This window comes from Streptomyces sp. NPDC006450 (assembly GCF_040612195.1).
Lineage (GTDB): Bacteria > Actinomycetota > Actinomycetes > Streptomycetales > Streptomycetaceae > Streptomyces.
Genome location: NZ_JBEXPT010000080.1, coordinates 12,481 through 30,433, shown reverse-complemented (window position 1 = coordinate 30,433; position 17,953 = coordinate 12,481). Strand labels below are relative to the sequence as shown.

The window sequence follows — 17,953 nt, the reverse complement described above, 5'->3', positions numbered from 1 at the left end:
TGCCGCACGGTGGGCACCGGGCCCACCCCCGTGGGGGTTGCGCCCTTTCGCTGTTCCGCCTATCTTACCGGCCGGTAACAGCGTCTCCACGTAACGGAGTTGACCGGATGTCTGCCAGCCGATCGAGTAACCGCGGTGTCTTGACGGCCTTGCCGGCCCTGGCGGCCGTGGCCGCGCTGGCGCTGGCCGCCCTCGCGGCGGGTCCCGCGCCCGCGGCGGGTGCCGGGTTGCCGGCGGGCGCCGGGCCCGCCGGCGCCGGTCCGCGCGAGGTCCTGTTCGTGGGCAACAACTGGGAGGGCACCGCCGACGTCCTCGCCTCCACCGGGAACCTCGCCAAGGTGGGCCGGATCGACATGATCCCGGACAAGGAGGAGCGGCTCCGGGAGATCTACCTCAACCCGGTGAAACTCGCCTACTTCCTCGGCGTCCGGACCACCGCGGGCGAGGGCCACGACCAGTTCGTGGACGACATGTACACCACCCCGGACGGCTCCGCCGTCATCGCCTCCCGACCCAGCTTCGCCGACGTCGTCTCCATCGACGTCCGCACCGGTCGCATCAACTGGCGCTTTCCCGTCGCCGGTTACCGCGCCGACCACATGGCGGTCTCCCCGGACGGCACCCGCGTGGCGGTCTCCGCCTCCACCGCCAACACCGTGCACGTCCTGGACATGGCGAGCGGCCGCCCGGCAGGTTCCTTCGCCACCGGCGACAAGCCGCACGAGAACACCTTCACCCGGGACGGCCGGTTCCTGTGGAACAGCTCCATCGGCGACGTGACCTCCGCCCTCGACGCGCGCTGGCTGGACTGGACGAAGGGCGACCGCAGGATCACGGTCGCCGACGCGCAGACCTTCCGCCCGGTCCGGGTGATCGACATGCGGGCCCGCCTCGACGCCTTCGGCCGCTCCGACCTGTCCGACGCCGTGCGGCCCATGTCCTTCGCCCCGGACGAGTCGAAGCTCTACTTCCAGGTGTCCTTCTTCAACGGCTTCGTCGAGTACGACGTGGCCGCCGACCGGATCACCCGGGTCAAAACCCTCCCCGAGAACCCCGCCACCAGCACCGACCGCACCACCTGGGTCAACGACTCCCGGCACCACGGCATGTCCATGAGCCCGGACGGGGCCAAGCTGTGCATCGCGGGGACCATGGACGACTACGTGACCGTCGTGGACCGGGCCACCCTGGAGCAAGGGCCGCTCGTGCCCGCCGCCAAGCCCTACTGGGCCACCGTCGACGGTGACGGCTCCGGCTGCGTGATCTCCGAGAGCGGCTCCGACCAGGTCACGGCCATCGACTTCGCGACCGGCACCAAGCGGGTGTCCGTACCCGTGGGCGACCACCCGCAGCGGGTCCGGATCGGGCACGTCCCGGCGGACTGGACGGGGCCCGCGGCGCGCTGACCCGAGGCCGGCGGCCGGAAACCGCCCCTTATGAAGTGACTGGTCCGCCATGACCGATTAGTCTCCGGATCATGGTGGAGATCCGCGAGGTGCCCGAGGCCGACATCGACCGCGCGCTGGAGCTCGCGTACCTGGTCTTCCACGACCGTCCCGAGAAGGAGGGGCGCGAACGGCACCACGAGCTGCTCCGCCACTGCATGCGGATCGGGGCCTACGACGGCGACGCGATCGTCGGCTTCATGGCCGCGCACGCGTTCCGGCTCTCGGTGCCCGGGGCGGACCTGCCCTGCCCCGGGCTCACCTTCGTCTCCGTCGCCCCCACCCACCGCCGACGCGGCGTACTGACCGCCCTGATGGGCGAGATGCTGCGGCGGGCGGGGGCGGCCGGCAGCCCCGTCGCCGCCCTGTGGGCCTCCGAGGCCGCCATCTACGGGCGCTTCGGCTACGGCAGCGCCACCCAGGGCGCCACCATCGAGATCGACTCCACCCGGCCGCTGGCCCTGCGCATCGAGCCGGACCGGCGGCCGCTGCGGCTGGTCGCACCCGCGGACGCGGTGGCCGTCGTGGGCCCGTACCACGAGGCGGCCCGCGCGGTCCGGTCCGGGCGGCCCACCCGCAGCGAGCGGCGCTGGACCGAGGAGTGGCTCACCGAGCAGGACGAGGAGGACGAGGAGCTCAGCCCGCCCCGGATCATCGTCCTCGGGGAGCCGGGAGAGCCGATCGCGGGCTACGTCCTCTACCGCACGAAGCCCGAGGAGGACACGGGGGTCGTGCGGACGCCGGGCCTGGTCCAGGTCCAGGAGCTGGAGGCCGACACCCCGGAGGTCGCCGCCGCCCTGTGGGAGTGCCTGGCCTCCCTCGACCTCACGGGCCGGGTCACCGCGTGGGGCCGGCCGGTCGACGACCCGCTGCTGCACTTCGCCGCCGACCGGGACCAGGTCCGGATCACCGCCGTGTTCCCGGCGCTGTGGCTGCGCCTGGTCGACGTGGCGGCGGCACTGACCGGGAGGTCGTGGGCCGCGCCCGTGGAACTCGTACTGGAGGTGACCGACGTACGACTGCCCGCGAACGCGGGGCGGTTCCTCCTGAAGGCCGGACCCGACGGGGCGGCGTACGAGCCCGCCGCGGGCCGGGAGCCGGACCTGACCCTGGACGTACGGGAGCTCGCGGCCTGCTACCTCGGCGGGACCCGTGCCGTCGAACTGGCCGCGGCCGCACTGGTGGTGGAGCACGCGCCCGGCGCGGCGGCAGCCCTGGACGCCGGACTGCGCACCGCGCTGCTGCCGCACACGGCGGACGAGTTCTAGGGGGTCGCGCTCTTACGGCGGGCTCGCAGCGTGTGACCTGCGGTCCGCGCTCAGCCGGCGGGCAGGCGGATGCGGGCCGCCGCCATGCCGAAGGAGGGGCCCAGGACGCCGGTGGAGATCCCGTCGCCCAGCCGGTGCAGGTCCTCCTCGCGGTAACGCTTCACCTTCTGGTGCCAGTTGAGGATTCCTGCGAGCCAGTCCTGCAACTCGCGGACGTAGCAGTCCAGTCCGGCCCGGGCTCCGGCGTCCAGCTTCCAGTCCTCGTAGAGCAGCGGCAGTTGGGCGGCGACGATGTGCTCGAACTCCTCGGTGCGCTGCGTCATCAGCGAGTGGCAGATGTGCAGGGCCTCCTCGTAGTCGATGTCGAAGAAGTTGCGGGTGACGAGCACGTAGTTGTGCACCTCGCCCTCGACCTCCACCTCCTTCTGGTAGGAGAAGATGTCGTTCATCAGGCACGCGGCGTCGGCGGCGGCGTTCTCCAGGGAGCGGATGGTGCCGCAGGAGTAGATCTCCTCGGGGATGCCCCGGCCCGCCTGGCCGAGCCGGCACAGGTACATGGTGAGGTAGGTGCCGAAGGTGCGGCGGCGCATCTCGGCGTAGTCCACCGGGTCCGGGATGCGGTTGAGGATCTGGTTGTCCACCTCCCACAGCCAGCTCTCCAGCATGTCCACGAGGGTGGCCCGGAACTCGGAGCGCACCGACGGGCTCATGTCCCGGCTGGTGCGCACCCACAGGTCGCCGAGGGCGCGCTCCATCGCGGTGGCCGGCACGGCCTGCTCGGCGTGGTCCACGGGGACCATGGCGACCAGCCTGGCATGGGTGGCCTTGGCGGCCGCCGGGTTCTTGGCCTGCGCGAAGACCACCGGGTAGTAGTCGTCCCCGTACGTGCCCCAGGTCAGCCAGGAGGCGTTGAGGGTCAGTGCCTCGGGGGTGGCGTCGGGGTCGAGGCCCGCCGAGCAGAGCGCGAAATCGTAGCCGCGCAGCTTCTCCTCGTTCCAGATCGCGGAACCGGGGTCGCCGGGCCGGGGGTGGAGCAGGCCCATCTCCCTGGCCCACGCGACGGATTCCTCGCGCGCGCGGGCGTGGTGCGGGCTGAGGGTGAGGGGGAACGGCATGTAGATGTCCGGGATGACGGACGGGCCGGTGCGCTCGAAGGGGACGTGGGTGAAGGAGCGCCGGCGCAGTTCCAGGGCGCGGGGGGCGAGGAGGGAGCGGAGGTCGAGCGCGGTGGTGCCGAGGCCCGAGGGCATGAAGGGCAGGGTGAGCGGGGCGGTGGCCCGGGCCTCCTCGTTCATGTAGCGGCTGGAGACCATGTGCCATTCGTGGCCGCCGGACTGCCAGTCCTGGAGCCCCTTGGCGTAGGCGAGGACCGCGGCGATCTCCGCCGGGTTCATGGCGTGGTCGGCGAAGAGCTGGGGGAGTTCGGCGAGGGCGGTCTGCTCGAACTGCTGGAGACGTGAGGTGAGCAGGTCGTTGGAGGCCTCGGCGGCCTCCTGGGTGGTGCAGCCGAGGAAGGTCTCCAACACCAGGATGGCGTTGGAGAGTTCGCCCTCCTCGGAGACCTCGCGCTGGTAGGAGAAGATGTCGTTCCTGATGTGCACGGCGTCGGAGAAGGCGTCGCGCAGCACGCCGAGGGGCCGGGAGTGCGCGACGCGGGCCGGAACCTCCGCGGACACGTACTCGATGAGGCCGGCCGACCAGGGCGCGCCGCCGACCTTGCGGCGCATCTCGATGTATTCGAGGGGGTTGGAGACCCGCCCGATGTTGATGTTGGCGAGTTCCCACATCGACTCGTTGAGCAGGTTCCGGGTGGACTCGGAGAACCGTTCCCGCCAGTCCATCGACATGGCCGGGACGGTACGGGCCCACAGGTCGGCGAGTCCGGCCTCGACGGGGTTGGTCGCCTCGGGAAAGCCGTCGGAGGAGGGGCCCAGGTCCATCGGCATGAAGGCGCCGAGCCGGTCGAGGTAGGCCTTGGCGCCCGCGCGGTCCTGGGAGCGCTTGTACATCTCCAGGAAGTGGTCGTCGAAGAAGAAGACCCACACGTACCAGTCGGTGACCAGGGACAGCGCCTCGCTGTCGCAGTCGGGGTGGGTGTACGAGCAGAGCAGGGCGTAGTCGTGCGAGTCGAGGTCGCTCTCCTCCCAGACGCCGGAACCTTCCAGCATCCCGAAGTCGCGGGCCCACTTCTTGGTGTGGACCCTGGCGTCCTCCAGGTGGGGGTTCAGTCGCGCCGGATAAGGCACATAGAAATCCGGCAGTTGAAACGGCTGCGTCACGGCAGGGTGGGCCTTTCGTCTGTCTGTCTCGTACGGATCCTCACGAGATCAGCAGGGCACTACCCGTGTTGCCGGTGGGATAAGGGGGACTTCACTTCATCAGGTGACGCTCGCGTCGTTCTGCGACGGATGAGGCTGGTGACCGGTAGGGGGACGGGAGAGGTCAGGCCGGGGGAGGTGCCCGGGGAGAGGGCGCCCCTCCCCGGCGCGGAGTTCACGCCTCCGCGGACTTCCGCTCGTCGAACGCCGGGTAGAACTTGCGCAGCAGGCCGAAGGTCTCGGGGAAGTCGAGCTGGCCGGGGGCGGAGCTGGCTCCGAAGAAGGAGTACGTGATCCGCGACCCGAGGGCGGGGAAGAAGACGCGCGAGACCGCTCCGGCCTCACCCATGGCGATGACGATCAGGCGGGTGTCCTCGGCCCCGGCGCGCAGCAGGAGCGAGGCCAGCCGTCGTACGTCGTCCTCGGACCGCACCATGGTGGACACCTTGACCACGTCGGCGCCGGCGCTCTTCGCGTCGTCGATGACGGCCTGGAGTTCCTCGGTGGCCGGGGTGAATTCGAAATTGTGATAGGAGACGAGCGCCACCGTGTCGTGCCGATGGGCGGCCTCGATCACCTCGGACAGGATTTCACCGGAGGAGAGCTCGATGTCCACGGCCTGGACCTGAGGGGCGAGCGCGCGGAACAGTTCGAGGCGCTGTGCCTCGGTGCCCTTCCAGTCGCCGCCTTCGTGGGCGGACCGGATGGTGGCCAGTACGGGCAGTGTCTTGAACGCGTCCACCTGCGCGAGGACATGGGCCGTGTCGGTCGCCGCGTACCGGTCGACGCGCAGCTCGGCCACATCGACGCCGGCGCTCTTCGCTGCGTGTGCGCGCGGCTCGGTCTCGCTGTCGTCGAAGCTGACGGCCACCAGCGGAATCCCGCCGTCGAGAAGCGCCCGCAGTGAATTCATTTCTTGGTCACAGCCTTTTCGATTCCGATATCCGACGCGAGGTGCAGGGTGAACGGGTCGAATTATACGTGGAATCCCCCGGGGGAGGGGGGCCGCCCGCGCCTTGGCCGGGCAGGTGTCCGGCGCACCCGAAGGCGCGGGTGTCGCACCCCCGGATGGTTGTCCGATTGTTCTAGGTTTGTCCCATCAGTTCAAACTTTCGAGTTCCGGGAGAGAGACTCATGGCGATCGACCTCGACAAGGTGCTGGACAAGGCGTGGGCCGACAAGCCGATCACGGAGGTGCTCGCGGCGCCGGTGGCCGCGCTCAAGGGCGTCACCGACCAGGACGGCGAGCTGCTGCGGGAGGCCTTCGGCGTGAAGACCGTCGCCGATCTCGGCCAGCTGAAGTACGCGCGCTGGGCGCAGGCGCTCGTGGCGCTGGACCACGCCGCGAAGTAGCGGGGCCGCCGGGGCCTCCCGGCTACCCGGCGGGCCTCAGGTCCCCGTCGGGATGGGCCGCGCGCCAGGCCTTGATGGACAGGTCCCAGTCGTCGCCCGTCAGGGCGGTGAGGGAAGCGGGGAAGAGGCCGTCCTCCTCCTTCGCGATGTGGTGGTGGAGCTCCTCCACCACCCGGCGCAGGGCCGCGGCGTCCGCCGGGTCCGCCAGGTCGGCGCCGGCGAGGAACGCCGCCAGTTCGCGGTGCTCCCCGACCAGCGCCTCGATGTACGGGGCGTACTCGGGGTCCTGCTCCATGACGGCGAACAGGCCGTCCTCCTCGCCCTTCCAGTGGGCGAGCAGGACGGCCGTCATCTCCGCGACGAGGGCACGCGCCCTCGGGAGGTCCCCCGCGTCCAGGGCGCGCAGCGCGTCGCCCGCGGCGTTCGTCACCGTCTCGTGCTCGGCGATGAACTCCTTGATCAGAGGGATCTCGCGGCAGCCGCAGTAATGGCACATGCGGCTCAGTGTGATCCAGCCGGTGTCCGGTCAGTCGCTTTCGCCTTCGAGGTTGCCCTCCGTGTCCAGGTACACCTGGCGCAGCGCCTCCAGGACCTGCGGGTCCGGCTTCTCCCACATGCCGCGGGACTCGGCCTCCAGCAGCCGCTCCGCGATCCCGTGCAGGGCCCAGGGGTTGGCCTCCTCCAGGAAGGCGCGGTTCTCCGGGTCCAGGACGTACGTCTCGGTCAGCTTGTCGTACATCCAGTCGGCCACCACGCCGGTCGTGGCGTCGTAGCCGAAGAGGTAGTCGACGGTCGCCGCCAGCTCGAAGGCCCCCTTGTAACCGTGGCGGCGCATCGCCTCGATCCACTTCGGGTTCACGACGCGGGCGCGGAAGACCCGGGAGGTCTCCTCGACCAGCGTGCGCGTCTTGACCGTCTCGGGCCGGGTCGAGTCCCCGATGTACGCCTCGGGGGCCGTGCCGCGCAGGGCGCGGACGGTGGCCACCATGCCGCCGTGGTACTGGAAGTAGTCGTCGGAGTCGGCGATGTCGTGCTCACGGGTGTCGGTGTTCTTCGCCGCGACCGTGATCCGCTTGTAGGCGGTCTCCATCTCCTCGCGCGCCGCGCGTCCTTCGAGGCCGCGGCCGTACGCGTACCCGCCCCACACCGTGTAGACCTCCGCGAGGTCGGCGTCGGTGCGCCAGTCGCGGGAGTCGATCAGCTGCAGGATGCCCGCGCCGTACGTCCCCGGGCGCGAGCCGAAGATACGGGTGGTGGCCCGCCGCTCGTCCCCGTGCACGGCCAGGTCCGCCTGCGCGTGGGCCCGTACGAAGTTGTCCTCGGCGGGCTCGTCCAGCGAGGCCGCCAGCCGCACCGCGTCGTCCAGGAGGCCGATGACGTGCGGGAACGCGTCGCGGAAGAAGCCCGAGATGCGCAGGGTCACATCGATGCGCGGCCGCCCGAGCTCGGCGAGCGGGATCGGCTCCAGGCCGGTGACGCGGCGCGAGGCCTCGTCCCAGACCGGGCGGACACCGAGCAGCGCCATGGCCTCGGCCACGTCGTCGCCCGAGGTGCGCATCGCGCTCGTGCCCCACAGGGACAGGCCGACGGAGGCGGGCCATGCGCCGTTGTCCGTGCGGTAGCGGGTCAGCAGCGAGTCGGCGAGGGCCTGGCCCGTCTCCCACGCGAGGCGCGAGGGGACGGCCTTCGGGTCCACCGAGTAGAAGTTGCGGCCGGTCGGCAGCACGTTGACCAGACCGCGCAGCGGGGAGCCGGACGGGCCCGCCGGGACGAACGCGCCGTCCAGGGCGCTGACGACGTGGGCGATCTCGTCGGTGGTGCCGGCCAGGCGCGGGACGACCTCGCGGGCCGCGAAGTCCAGTACGGCCGCCACGTCCGCCGAGTGCCCGGCGGCGACCGAAGCCACCGCCTCCGGGGCCCAGCCCGCGTCCTCCATCGCCTGGACCAGCGCGCGGGCCGTCTCCTCCGCCTCGTCGGCGCTGGTGCGGGTGGCCGCGGACTCGTCGAGGCCGAGCGCCTCGCGCAGACCGGGCAGGGCCGTCGTACCGCCCCAGATCTGGCGGGCGCGCAGGATGGCGAGGACCAGGTTGACGCGGGCGTCGCCGGTCGGGGCGCCGCCCAGGACGTGCAGGCCGTCGCGGATCTGGGCGTCCTTGATCTCGCACAGCCAGCCGTCGACGTGGAGGAGGAAGTCGTCGAAGCCGTCGTCGTCGGGGCGCTGCTCCAGACCCAGGTCGTGATCCAGCTTCGCGGCCTGGATCAGGGTCCAGATCTGGGCGCGGATGGCCGGCAGCTTCGCCGGGTCCATCGCGGAGATCTGGGCGTACTCGTCGAGGTGCTGCTCCAGGCGCGCGATGTCGCCGTACGACTCCGCGCGCGCCATCGGCGGCACCAGGTGGTCGACCAGGGTGGCGTGCACGCGGCGCTTGGCCTGCGTGCCCTCGCCCGGGTCGTTGACCAGGAACGGATAGATGAGGGGCAGGTCGCCGAGCGCGGCGTCGGGGGCGCAGGACGCCGACAGGCCGGCGTTCTTGCCCGGCAGCCACTCCAGGTTGCCGTGCTTGCCCAGGTGGATCATCGCGTCGGCGCCGAAACCGCCGTCCTCGGCGCGGGCCTGGATCCAGCGGTACGCGGCCAGGTAGTGGTGCGAGGGGGGCAGGTCCGGGTCGTGGTAGATCGCGATCGGGTTCTCGCCGAAGCCGCGCGGCGGCTGGATGAGGATGAGGAGGTTGGCGCGCCGCAGGGCCGCCAGCACGATGTCGCCCTCGGGGTTGGCCGATCGGTCCACGAACATGTTGCCCGGGGCCTCGCCCCAGTGCCGCTCGACGCTCTCACGCAGATCGGCCGGGAGCTCGGCGAACCAGCGCTTGTAGTCGGCCGCCGGGATGCGGACCGGGTTGCGGGCGAGCTGCTCCTCGGTGAGCCAGTCCTGGTCGTGGCCGCCGGCCTCGATCAGGGCGCGGATCAGCTCGTCGCCGTCGCCGGAGACCAGGCCCGGGACGTCCTCGACGGGACCGAAGTCGTACCCGCCCGCGATGAGCGTGCGCAGCAGCTCCACGGCGCTGGCCGGGGTGTCCAGGCCGACGGCGTTGCCGATGCGGGAGTGCTTGGTCGGGTACGCGGAGAGGACCAGGGCGATCTTCTTGTCGCGGCGGTCGATGTGGCGCAGGCGCGCGTGGCGCACGGCGATGCCGGCCACGCGGGCGGCGCGCTCGGGGTCGGCGACGTAGGCGGGCAGGCCGTCCTCGTCCAGCTCCTTGAAGGAGAACGGGACGGTGATCAGGCGGCCGTCGAACTCCGGGACGGCGACCTGGGTGGCGGCGTCGAGGGGGGACAGACCCTCGTCGTTCTCCTCCCAGGCGGACCGGGAACCCGTCAGGCACAGGGCCTGCAGGATCGGCACGCCGAGGGCGGCCAGCGCGCCGGCGTCCCAGGACTCGTCGTCACCGCCGGCGGAGGCGGTGGCGGGCTTGGTGCCACCGGCGGCCAGGACGGTCGTGACGATCGCGTCGGCGGACGCGAGCTGCGCGATCAGCTCCGGCTCCGGGGAGCGGAGGGAGGAGACGTAGAGGGGGAGCGCCTGGGCGCCGTGCGCCTCGATCGCCTCGGAGAGGGTGTGCACGAATGCGGTGTTGCCGCTCATCTGGTGCGCGCGGTAGTAGAGCACCGCGATCCGGGGCCCTCCCTCATGGGGGGCGCGCTGCGGGGTGCGCTCCAGCGGGCCCCACGTGGGGGAGGCCGCCGGCGGCTCGAAACCGTGGCCGGTCAGCAGCACGGTGTCGGAGAGGAAGCGGGCGAGCTGGTCCAGGTTGGCCGGGCCGCCGTGGGCGAGGTAGCCGTGCGCCTCGGCGGCGATGCCGATCGGGACGGTGGAGGCTTCCATCAGCTGGGCGTCGGGGGCCTGTTCGCCGGTCAGGACGACCACCGGGCGGGTCTGGCCGGGGGCCAGGAGCAGGTCGAGGCCGTCCTGCCAGGCGCGGAGGCCGCCGAGGAGGCGTACGACGACCAGGGTGACGCCGTCGAGGAGACCGGGGAGGTCGTCGAGGGGAAGGCGGGAGGGGTTCGCGAACCGGTACGGGACGGGAGCGTCCGCGGCGTTCGCTGCGCGGGCGCTGAGCAGATCGGTGTCGGACGTCGACAGCAGCAGGATCATGCGGCGGCAGGCCTTCCTCGGGGTTTCCGCGCCCCGGGCAGTGAGGACGACGGGAGTTCCTGACTCATCCGGGGCCGGGGCCGCGGATTCACAGTGGCGGGACCGCGCCGGATTCGCACCGGGCTTCCTCCCATGTCGCCGTCCTCGGCGATGGCGGGCCTGTTGGCCGCCTTGGGCTCATCTTAGGGGGGCGGGTCACCTGCGGTGACGCTGGGTCGTGGGTCGTGGCCCGCAGCCTGCGGGCGGGCGGCTGCCGGCCTGGGGGGCCGGGGAGCGGTGGACCGGGATGCGGTGGGCCGGGGGTGCGGTCGGTCGGGTGCGGCGCCGCTTCCGGGGCTCTGCCCCGGACCCCGCGCCTCAAACGCCGTCGGGGCCGGATCGGGCGGGGGTGCGTGCGCTCGGGGCCGGGGCGGGGTGGCTGGTTCGGGGTGGTGATCGACACAGGGGGTGGGCGCAGAATCGTGGGTATGCTCGCCGCCATGCCCACGCCCCCCTCCGCCGCAGCGCGGGACGAACCCGTCATACGGGATCGCGGCGACGCCTGCCCCGGCGCGCTGCGCCTGCATGCCGCCGACGACGGGTACCTGGCGCGGGTCCGGATCCCGGGGGGCCTGCTGACCGCCCGGCAGGCCTCCGTACTGGCGGACGCCGCCGACCGGTTCGGGGACGGGCACCTGGAACTCACCTCGCGCGGGAACGTGCAGCTGCGCGGGCTCGCCGAAGGCTGCGGCGCGGGGCTGGCGGAACTGCTCGACGGGGCCGGGCTGCTGCCCGCCCCCGGCCACGAGCGGATACGGAACATCGTGGCGACCCCCCTGTCCGGGATCCTCGGTTCCGAGCGTCCCCATGTGACCCCCTGGGTAGGGGAATTGGACCGGCTGCTGTGTACGAGCACCCGCGCGGCGGCCCTGTCCGGCCGGTTCCTGTTCGCCATCGACGACGGGCGCGGGGACGTCGCCGCGCTCGACCCCGATGTCACCGTGCTCGGCGGACCGCGGGGCCGGGCACTGGTCCGGCTCGGCGCCGCCCCCGGCGCCGTGGAGGTCGACGCCCCCGACGCGCCGCGGGCCGCGCTGCTCGCGGCCGAATACTTCCTCGACTCCGCGGACGCGGCCGGCACCCGCGCCTGGCGGGTGTCCGAACTGCCCGCCGTACACGCCCTGGACGCCGCGGAGTTCGCGGTGCGGCTCCGTGCGGCCGGCATCGCGGCGGCCCTCGTTCCCGAAGTGGCCTGGCCCTACGCGCCGCCGCCCACGCCGTGGGGGCCCGGCACCGGCGACCGGACGCCGCTGTGCGTCCTGCCCCCGCTCGGCTGGCTCGCCGCCGACCAGTGGCGGGTGCTGGTGAGCGTCGCCGAGGAAGGCGCGGACGCAGGCGGGCCGGGCGACGGCGAGCTGCGGATCACCCCGTGGCGGAGCATCGTCCTGCCCCGCGCGAGCACCCGGCGGCCCGTCGACGGCTACGCGCACCTCTTGGCAGCGGGCCTGTCCGTCGCGCCCGACGGCCCCTGGGAGTCCGTCACCGCCTGTACCGGTCGGCCGGGCTGCGCCAAAGCGCTGTCCGACGTACGCGCCGACGCGCGGGCCGTCGTGGACGCGACCGGTGAACCGTCGGCCGAGCCCGGGCCGGTGCCCGTGCCCGTGCACTGGTCCGGGTGCGAGCGCCGGTGCGGGCATCCGCGCGGCACCGCGTGGGTCGACCTCGTCGCCACCCCCGACGGGTACCGGATCGACGGGCGTCCGGTGCCGTCCAACGAACTTGCCCAGGCCGTCGCCGAAGCGCGCAGCCAACCCCGAGTGTCCGAAGACGCAGTGAAGAAATGAGCGAGTACACCGTGTTCGAGTACGAGAAGGACGGCGCCGAGATCTACCGCCAGTCCTTTGCCACGATCCGCGCCGAGGCGGACCTTTCCGGGCTGCCCGCCTCGGTCGCCCAGGTCGCGGTGCGCATGATTCACGCCTGCGGGATGACCGACCTGACCAGGGACCTGGGCTACACGCCCGAGGTCGTCCTGCGGGCGCGCGCCGCCCTGGAGGCCGGTGCGCCGATCCTGTGCGACGTGCAGATGGTCGCCAGCGGGGTCACCCGCAAGCGGCTGCCCGCCGACAACCAGGTGATCTGCACCCTCTCCGACCCGGCCGTGCCCGAGCTCGCCGCGAAGATGGGCACGACGCGCAGCGCCGCCGCCCTCGAAGTCTGGCGGGACCGGGGCCTGTTGGAGGGTTCGGTGATCGCCGTCGGGAACGCGCCGACCGCGCTCTTCCGGCTGCTGGAGATGATCGAGGAGGGCGCCCCGCGCCCCGCCGCGGTCATCGGCGTCCCCGTCGGGTTCATCGGCGCCGCCGAGTCCAAGGACGCTCTCGCCGAACACCCCTCCGGGCTGGACCACTTGATCGTCCGGGGCCGGCGCGGCGGAAGCGCCATGGCCGCGGCCGCCGTCAACGCCATCGCGAGCGTGGCCGAATGAGCACCGGACGACTCTACGGAGTGGGGCTCGGGCCCGGCGACCCCTCGCTGATGACGCTGCGCGCCGTCGAGGTGATCGCGGAGGCCGACGTGGTCGCGTACCACTCCGCACGCCACGGCCGCTCGATCGCCCGCTCCATCGCCGCGAAGCACCTGCGCGCCGACCACATCGAGGAGCCGCTGGTCTACCCGGTCACCACCGAGACCACCGACCACCCCGGCGGCTACCAGGGCGCGATGGAGGAGTTCTACGAGGCCTCCGCCGCCCGGCTCGCCGTCCACCTGGACGCCGGCCGCACCGTCGCCGTGCTCGCGGAGGGCGACCCGCTCTTCTACAGCTCGTACATGCACATGCACAAGCGGCTCTCCGACCGGTACGAGACCGAGGTGATCCCCGGCGTGACCTCGGTGAGCGCCGCCGCGGCACGGCTCGGCATGCCGCTCGTCGAGGGCGAGGAGGTGCTGACGATCCTGCCCGGCACCCTCTCCGAGGAGGAGCTCACGGCCCGCCTCGCCGCCACCGACTCGGCGGTCGTGATGAAACTCGGCCGCACCTTCCCCGCCATCCGGCGGGCCATGGAGAACAGCGGCCGGCTCGCCGAGGCGCGCTACGTGGAGCGCGCGACGATGGCGGGGGAGCGGACCGGCGTCCTGGCGGACACCGACCCCGAATCCGTCCCCTACTTTGCCGTCGCCGTGGTGCCCAGCCGCATCGGGAACCCGGGCAGCGTGCCGTCCGGGCCCGGCGAGGTCGCCGTCGTCGGCACCGGCCCGGCCGGGCCGCTGTGGCTCACCGCCGAGACCCGGCGGGTGCTGGCCGACGCCGAGGTGCTGGTCGGGTACACGACCTACCTGGACCGGGTCCCGGTCAAGCCGGGCCAGATCCGGCACGGCTCGGACAACAAGGTCGAGTCGGAGCGCGCCGAGTTCGCCCTCGACCTCGCCCGGCGCGGCAAGCGGGTGGCCGTGGTCTCCGGCGGCGACCCCGGGGTCTTCGCCATGGCCACAGCGGTCCTGGAGGTCGCGGGGCAGCCCGAGTACAAGGACGTGCCCGTACGGGTGCTGCCCGGGGTGACGGCCGCCAACGCGGCGGCCGCCGCGGCCGGAGCCCCGCTCGGCCACGACTACGCCACCATCTCCCTCTCCGACCGGCTCAAGCCCTGGGAGGTCATCGCGGAGCGACTGCGCGCGGCCGCCGCGGCCGATCTCGTACTCGCCCTGTACAACCCCGGTTCGCGGAGCCGGACGTGGCAGGTCGCCCAGGCGCGGGAGCTGCTGCTGGAACTGCGGGCGCCCGAGACCCCGGTGGTCGTCGCGCGCGACGTGGGCGGCCCGGAGCAGTCGGTCCGCATCGTCACGCTGGCCGAACTGGAGCCGTCCGAGGTGGACATGCGGACGATCCTGCTGATCGGGTCGTCGCAGACGCAGGTCACGCAGCGGGCGGACGGGTCGAGGGTGACGTGGACGCCGCGGCGGTACGGGTGATCCCGGCCGCCTGACGGAGCGCGGGGGACCGGCCCCCGGACCCCCGCGCCTCGAACTCCGGCGGTTGACGCCTCGCTCATTGATTCGCCCACCATGCGACTCCGGTTCCGGCGGCTGTGGTCACCGGCGACACGAGCCAGACGGGCACGCGCTGAACGGTCAACTGCAACCCGCCGCAGCGTAGTTCCAGGGCCGGCGCTGGTGCGCTGTCCGCGCTGTGGTTCATGTCGGAGTCCTCACACGGAGTCCACGAGGAACGGCATGTCGTCGGTGACCACCTCGGCGACGGATCGGCTGGAAGTCCAGCCGTACTCCGGGTGGGTCAGGGGGGACGTGGACACGCATGCGGGGGCACGTCCCAGCGGTAGCTGGGGGAGGGGCAGGGCGGAGCCCTGGGAACGGTGGAAGGGTGGGTGGGGGACCAAGCCCTGCTCGACGGCCGATCCGCGTGGTGCCGGGTTCAGTCGGACAGCCAGTCCCGGACTTCCTCGACCGACGGGGTCTGACGGACGCCCTCGGGGATCGGGGGGCGGCGCACTACGAGGACCGGGATGCCCGCCTCGCGTGCGGCGGTGAGTTTGGGGGACGTGGCGGAGCCGCCGCTGTCCTTGGTCACCAGGAGGTCGATCCGGTGGCGGGTCAGCAGCTCCCGCTCGTCGTCCAACGTGAACGGGCCTCGGGCCAGCAGGACTTCGAGGCGCGGCGGGGTCGGCGCGTCCGGGGGATCCACCGAACGCACCAGGAACCAGGGCTCGGTGAGGTGCGCGAAGCTGTGGAGGCCCATCCGGCCGGTGGTCAGGAAGGCGCGGGAGCCGAGCCCCGGCAGCAGGGACGCCGCCTCGGCGAGGGAGTCCGCGAAGTGCCAGTCGTCGCCGGGGCCCGGAGTCCAGCCGGGGCGGCGCAGCGCGAGCAGCCGGACGCCCGAAAGGGCCGCGGCCCCGGCCGCGTTGAAGCTCATCCGCTCCGCGAAGGGGTGCGTGGCGTCGACCAGGTGCGTGACCCGGTGGGCGGTGATCCAGGCCGCCAGCCCGGCGGGGCCGCCGAAGCCGCCGATCCGGGTCTCGCCGGGCGGGAGCACCGGGGAGGTGACCCGGCCGGCCAGCGAGGTGGTCACCCGGGGGGAGTCCGGGGCGGCGGCCAGCGCCTCCGCGAGGCGGCGGGCCTCCGTGGTACCACCCAGGATCAGGACGTGCGGGCGGCTGCCGGGGCGGACCGGATCAGCAGACATGCCGGTCGCGCTCGGCGGAGTACAGGTGGCTGTCGCGGAACTGCTCGGCCCCCAGGGTGCGGCCCACCAGGATGACGGCCGTGCGGACCAGCCCGGCCTCCTTCACCTGGGCGGCGATGTCGGCCAGCGTCCCGCGCAGGATCAGCTCGTCGGGGCGGCTGGCCATCGCGACGACCGCCGCCGGGCACTCGGCCCCGTAGTGCGGGAGGAGTTCGTCCACGACGCGGTCGACGTAGCGGGTGGCCAGGTGCAGCACCAGCAGGGCCCCGCTGCGGCCCAGCGTCGCGAGGTCCTCGCCGGGCGGCATGGGCGTGGCCTGCTGCGAGATCCGGGTCAGGATCACGGTCTGGCCGACGGTGGGGACGGTCAGCTCCCGCTTCAGCGCGGCGGCCGCCGCGGCGAAGGCGGGGACGCCGGGGACGACCTCGTAGGGGATGCCGGCCGCGTCGAGCCGCCGCATCTGCTCGGCGACGGCGCTGAAGACCGAGGGGTCGCCGGAGTGCAGCCGGGCCACGTCCTGGCCGGCGGCGTGGGCCCGTACGCACTCGGCGACGATCTCGTCCAGGTTCAGCTGAGCGGTGTCGATCAGGCGGGCGTCCGGCGGGCATTCGGCGAGCAGCTCGCGCGGGACGAGGCTGCCGGCGTACAGGCAGACGGGGGCGGCGGCCAGTGTCCGGGCGCCGCGCACCGTGATCAGGTCGGCGGCGCCGGGGCCCGCACCGATGAAGTACACGGTCATGTCGTCTGATCCACCATTTCGGGGTCGGGCTGGTCGGGCTGGTCGGGCTGGGAGGGCTGGGCGAGCGGCTGGGAGGCGTGCGGCTTGGTGACCGACCACTGGGTGACCGGCATCGCCTGGCGCCAGCCCGTGAAACCGCCGACCGGTACGGCGTGCGCGACGGCCAGTTTCACGAGCTCGCCGCCGTGGCGCCGGTAGCGGTCGGTGAGGACCGCCTCCGACTCCAGGGTGACCGTGTTGACCACGAGTCGGCCGCCGGGGGCCAGCGCCTCCCAGGCCGCGTCGAGCAGGCCCGGCGCGGTCAGGCCGCCGCCGATGAACACCGCGTCGGGGGCGGGCAGCCCCGCGAGCGCGTCGGGCGCGGAGCCGGTGACCACGCGCAGGCCGGGCACGCCGAGCGCGGCCGCGTTACGGGTGATCCGCGCGGCCCGCTCCGTCACCCGCTCCACGGTCACCGCCCTGCAGGAGGGGTGCGTGCGCATCCACTCGATGCCGATGGAGCCGGAGCCGCCGCCGATGTCCCACAGCAGTTCACCGGGGGCGGGGGCGAGGGCGCACAGGGTGGCGGCGCGGACGTGGCGCTTGGTGAGCTGGCCGTCGTGCTCGTAGGCGGCGTCGGGCAGGCCGGGGGTCGCGCCGAGCCGGGGGGCCTCGGCGCGGGGGTCGCGGCGGCAGTCGACGGCGACGACGTTGAGGGGGTCGCCGGGCGGGTGTTCCCAGCTCTGGGCGAGGCCCTCGTACGCGTCCTCGTGCTCGGAGCCGAGTTGTTCCAGGACCCGCATCCGGCTGGGGCCGAAGCCCCGCTCTCGAAGCAGAGCGGCGATCTCGTTCGGGGTCGGTGCTCCGGCGCTCAGCACCAGGACCCGGCGGCCCTCGTACAGCGCGGCCGCGAGTCGGGCCACCGGGCGGCCGACCACGGTGACCACCTCGGTGTCCTCCACCGGCCAGCCGAGGCGGGCGCAGGCGTAGGAGACGGAGGAGGGGTGCGGCAGGACGTGGAGCGCGTCGGGGCCGAGTTCCTCGGACAGGGCGCGGCCGATCCCGTAGAACATCGGGTCGCCGCTGGCCAGCACCGCGATGCGGCGGCCCGCGTGCTCCGCCATCAGCTTCGGCACGGCCGGGCGCAGTGGGCTCGGCCACGCGACCCGGGCGCCGCCGCAGTCCGCCAGGGGGAGCAGGTCCAGCTGCCGGGGCCCGCCGATGAGCACCTCGGCCCCGGCCAGCGCGGCCCGGGCGGGGGCGGTCAGCCCGTCCCAGCCGTCGGCGCCGAGGCCGACGACCGATACGGGTACGGGGGGCGGTGCGGAGCTCACTGGGTGGACCTCGGGGTACGGAAGCGGGTGGACCCGCAGCCTACTGGGCCCGCCCCGGGCCCCTGGCGGGCGGGCCCCGGCCCGGGGTCCGGCCCTGGCCTGCGAGGCCTTGCCCTGCCCGGCTCCGGCCCCGGCCCCGGCCGAGGGGGGTGGCCCCGGCCCGGCCCGGCCTCGGGTTCGGCGGC

The 17,953-nt window shown here is 73.2% G+C and carries 14 protein-coding genes and 1 riboswitch; of the genes, 6 read left to right on the top strand and 8 right to left on the bottom strand.

What is annotated here, in order from left to right:
• Positions 1–107: 107 nt before the first annotated feature.
• Together ABZY57_RS22310 and ABZY57_RS22305 are read left to right on the top strand one after the other, a co-directional pair.
• Complete coding sequence (locus ABZY57_RS22310) at positions 108–1,406, top strand: YncE family protein (RefSeq protein ID WP_356514515.1); 1,299 nt, start codon at positions 108–110, stop codon at positions 1,404–1,406.
• Between the two features lie 71 nt (positions 1,407–1,477).
• A complete protein-coding gene (locus ABZY57_RS22305) occupies positions 1,478–2,713 on the top strand; it encodes a GNAT family N-acetyltransferase (protein WP_356514513.1) in 1,236 nt (411 codons plus the stop codon).
• Between the two features lie 50 nt (positions 2,714–2,763).
• Here the strand turns inward: ABZY57_RS22305 and ABZY57_RS22300 are convergent, their stop codons facing one another.
• Both ABZY57_RS22300 and aroD read right to left on the bottom strand, forming a co-directional pair.
• The gene (locus ABZY57_RS22300; protein WP_356514511.1) at positions 2,764–4,992 is read right to left on the bottom strand and encodes a germacradienol/geosmin synthase; all 2,229 of its coding nucleotides are present in this window, start codon (positions 4,990–4,992) and stop codon (positions 2,764–2,766) included.
• A 214-nt stretch (positions 4,993–5,206) separates the two neighbouring features.
• Complete coding sequence (aroD, locus tag ABZY57_RS22295; RefSeq protein ID WP_356514509.1) at positions 5,207–5,944, bottom strand: type I 3-dehydroquinate dehydratase; 738 nt, start codon at positions 5,942–5,944, stop codon at positions 5,207–5,209.
• 221 nt (positions 5,945–6,165) lie between these two features.
• Here aroD and ABZY57_RS22290 point away from each other — a divergent pair, with 221 nt between their 5' ends.
• A complete protein-coding gene (locus ABZY57_RS22290) occupies positions 6,166–6,384 on the top strand; it encodes a hypothetical protein (protein ID WP_356514507.1) in 219 nt (72 codons plus the stop codon).
• A 22-nt stretch (positions 6,385–6,406) separates the two neighbouring features.
• On the opposite strand, the gene ABZY57_RS22285 is transcribed toward ABZY57_RS22290, so the two are convergent.
• Both ABZY57_RS22285 and cobN read right to left on the bottom strand, forming a co-directional pair.
• Positions 6,407–6,880: a hemerythrin domain-containing protein gene (locus tag ABZY57_RS22285; RefSeq protein ID WP_356514505.1), complete on the bottom strand. Its 474-nt coding sequence runs from the start codon at positions 6,878–6,880 to the stop codon at positions 6,407–6,409.
• Positions 6,881–6,910: 30 nt separating this feature from the next.
• Positions 6,911–10,537, bottom strand: a complete 3,627-nt coding sequence (gene cobN, locus ABZY57_RS22280; RefSeq protein ID WP_356514503.1) for a cobaltochelatase subunit CobN — start codon at positions 10,535–10,537, stop codon at positions 6,911–6,913.
• Positions 10,538–10,590: 53 nt separating this feature from the next.
• Positions 10,591–10,667: riboswitch (cobalamin riboswitch) on the bottom strand.
• Between the two features lie 349 nt (positions 10,668–11,016).
• Between cobN and cobG the strand changes: the two genes are divergently transcribed.
• Genes cobG through ABZY57_RS22265 form a run of 3 tightly spaced genes read left to right on the top strand, consistent with a single transcriptional unit; the run spans position 11,017 to position 14,488 of the window.
• Positions 11,017–12,360 (top strand): precorrin-3B synthase, encoded by a 1,344-nt coding sequence (cobG, locus tag ABZY57_RS22275; protein WP_356514501.1) that lies wholly within the window; start codon positions 11,017–11,019, stop codon positions 12,358–12,360.
• Positions 12,357–13,004: a precorrin-8X methylmutase gene (locus ABZY57_RS22270; protein WP_254386392.1), complete on the top strand. Its 648-nt coding sequence runs from the start codon at positions 12,357–12,359 to the stop codon at positions 13,002–13,004. The genes cobG and ABZY57_RS22270 overlap by 4 nt, the downstream gene beginning before the upstream one ends.
• Positions 13,001–14,488: a precorrin-2 C(20)-methyltransferase gene (locus ABZY57_RS22265; protein ID WP_356514499.1), complete on the top strand. Its 1,488-nt coding sequence runs from the start codon at positions 13,001–13,003 to the stop codon at positions 14,486–14,488. The genes ABZY57_RS22270 and ABZY57_RS22265 overlap by 4 nt, the downstream gene beginning before the upstream one ends.
• A 236-nt stretch (positions 14,489–14,724) precedes the next feature.
• Here the strand turns inward: ABZY57_RS22265 and ABZY57_RS22260 are convergent, their stop codons facing one another.
• The 4 genes from ABZY57_RS22260 to cbiE form a co-directional block, all read right to left on the bottom strand.
• Entirely contained in the window at positions 14,725–14,829 is a 105-nt protein-coding gene (locus ABZY57_RS22260; RefSeq protein ID WP_356514497.1) for a hypothetical protein, read from the bottom strand.
• Positions 14,830–14,948: 119 nt separating this feature from the next.
• Positions 14,949–15,716, bottom strand: a complete 768-nt coding sequence (locus ABZY57_RS22255; protein ID WP_356514495.1) for a cobalt-precorrin-6A reductase — start codon at positions 15,714–15,716, stop codon at positions 14,949–14,951.
• Positions 15,706–16,455, bottom strand: coding sequence for a precorrin-4 C(11)-methyltransferase (cobM, locus tag ABZY57_RS22250; RefSeq protein ID WP_356514493.1), 750 nt, complete (start codon positions 16,453–16,455; stop codon positions 15,706–15,708). Before cobM ends, ABZY57_RS22255 begins: the two co-directional genes overlap by 11 nt.
• Entirely contained in the window at positions 16,452–17,768 is a 1,317-nt protein-coding gene (cbiE, locus tag ABZY57_RS22245) for a precorrin-6y C5,15-methyltransferase (decarboxylating) subunit CbiE (protein WP_356514491.1), read from the bottom strand. Before cbiE ends, cobM begins: the two co-directional genes overlap by 4 nt.
• Positions 17,769–17,953 lie beyond the last annotated feature (185 nt).

Coding starts and splice junctions, on each gene's coding strand:
- ABZY57_RS22265 (WP_356514499.1), top strand. CDS start 13,001: ATGAGCACCGGACGACTCTACGGAGTGGGGCTCGGGCCCGGCGACCCC.
- cobM (WP_356514493.1), bottom strand. CDS start 16,455: ATGACCGTGTACTTCATCGGTGCGGGCCCCGGCGCCGCCGACCTGATC.
- ABZY57_RS22290 (WP_356514507.1), top strand. CDS start 6,166: ATGGCGATCGACCTCGACAAGGTGCTGGACAAGGCGTGGGCCGACAAG.
- aroD (WP_356514509.1), bottom strand. CDS start 5,944: ATGAATTCACTGCGGGCGCTTCTCGACGGCGGGATTCCGCTGGTGGCC.
- ABZY57_RS22255 (WP_356514495.1), bottom strand. CDS start 15,716: ATGTCTGCTGATCCGGTCCGCCCCGGCAGCCGCCCGCACGTCCTGATC.
- cobN (WP_356514503.1), bottom strand. CDS start 10,537: ATGATCCTGCTGCTGTCGACGTCCGACACCGATCTGCTCAGCGCCCGC.
- ABZY57_RS22310 (WP_356514515.1), top strand. CDS start 108: ATGTCTGCCAGCCGATCGAGTAACCGCGGTGTCTTGACGGCCTTGCCG.
- ABZY57_RS22305 (WP_356514513.1), top strand. CDS start 1,478: ATGGTGGAGATCCGCGAGGTGCCCGAGGCCGACATCGACCGCGCGCTG.
- cobG (WP_356514501.1), top strand. CDS start 11,017: ATGCCCACGCCCCCCTCCGCCGCAGCGCGGGACGAACCCGTCATACGG.
- ABZY57_RS22270 (WP_254386392.1), top strand. CDS start 12,357: ATGAGCGAGTACACCGTGTTCGAGTACGAGAAGGACGGCGCCGAGATC.
- ABZY57_RS22285 (WP_356514505.1), bottom strand. CDS start 6,880: ATGTGCCATTACTGCGGCTGCCGCGAGATCCCTCTGATCAAGGAGTTC.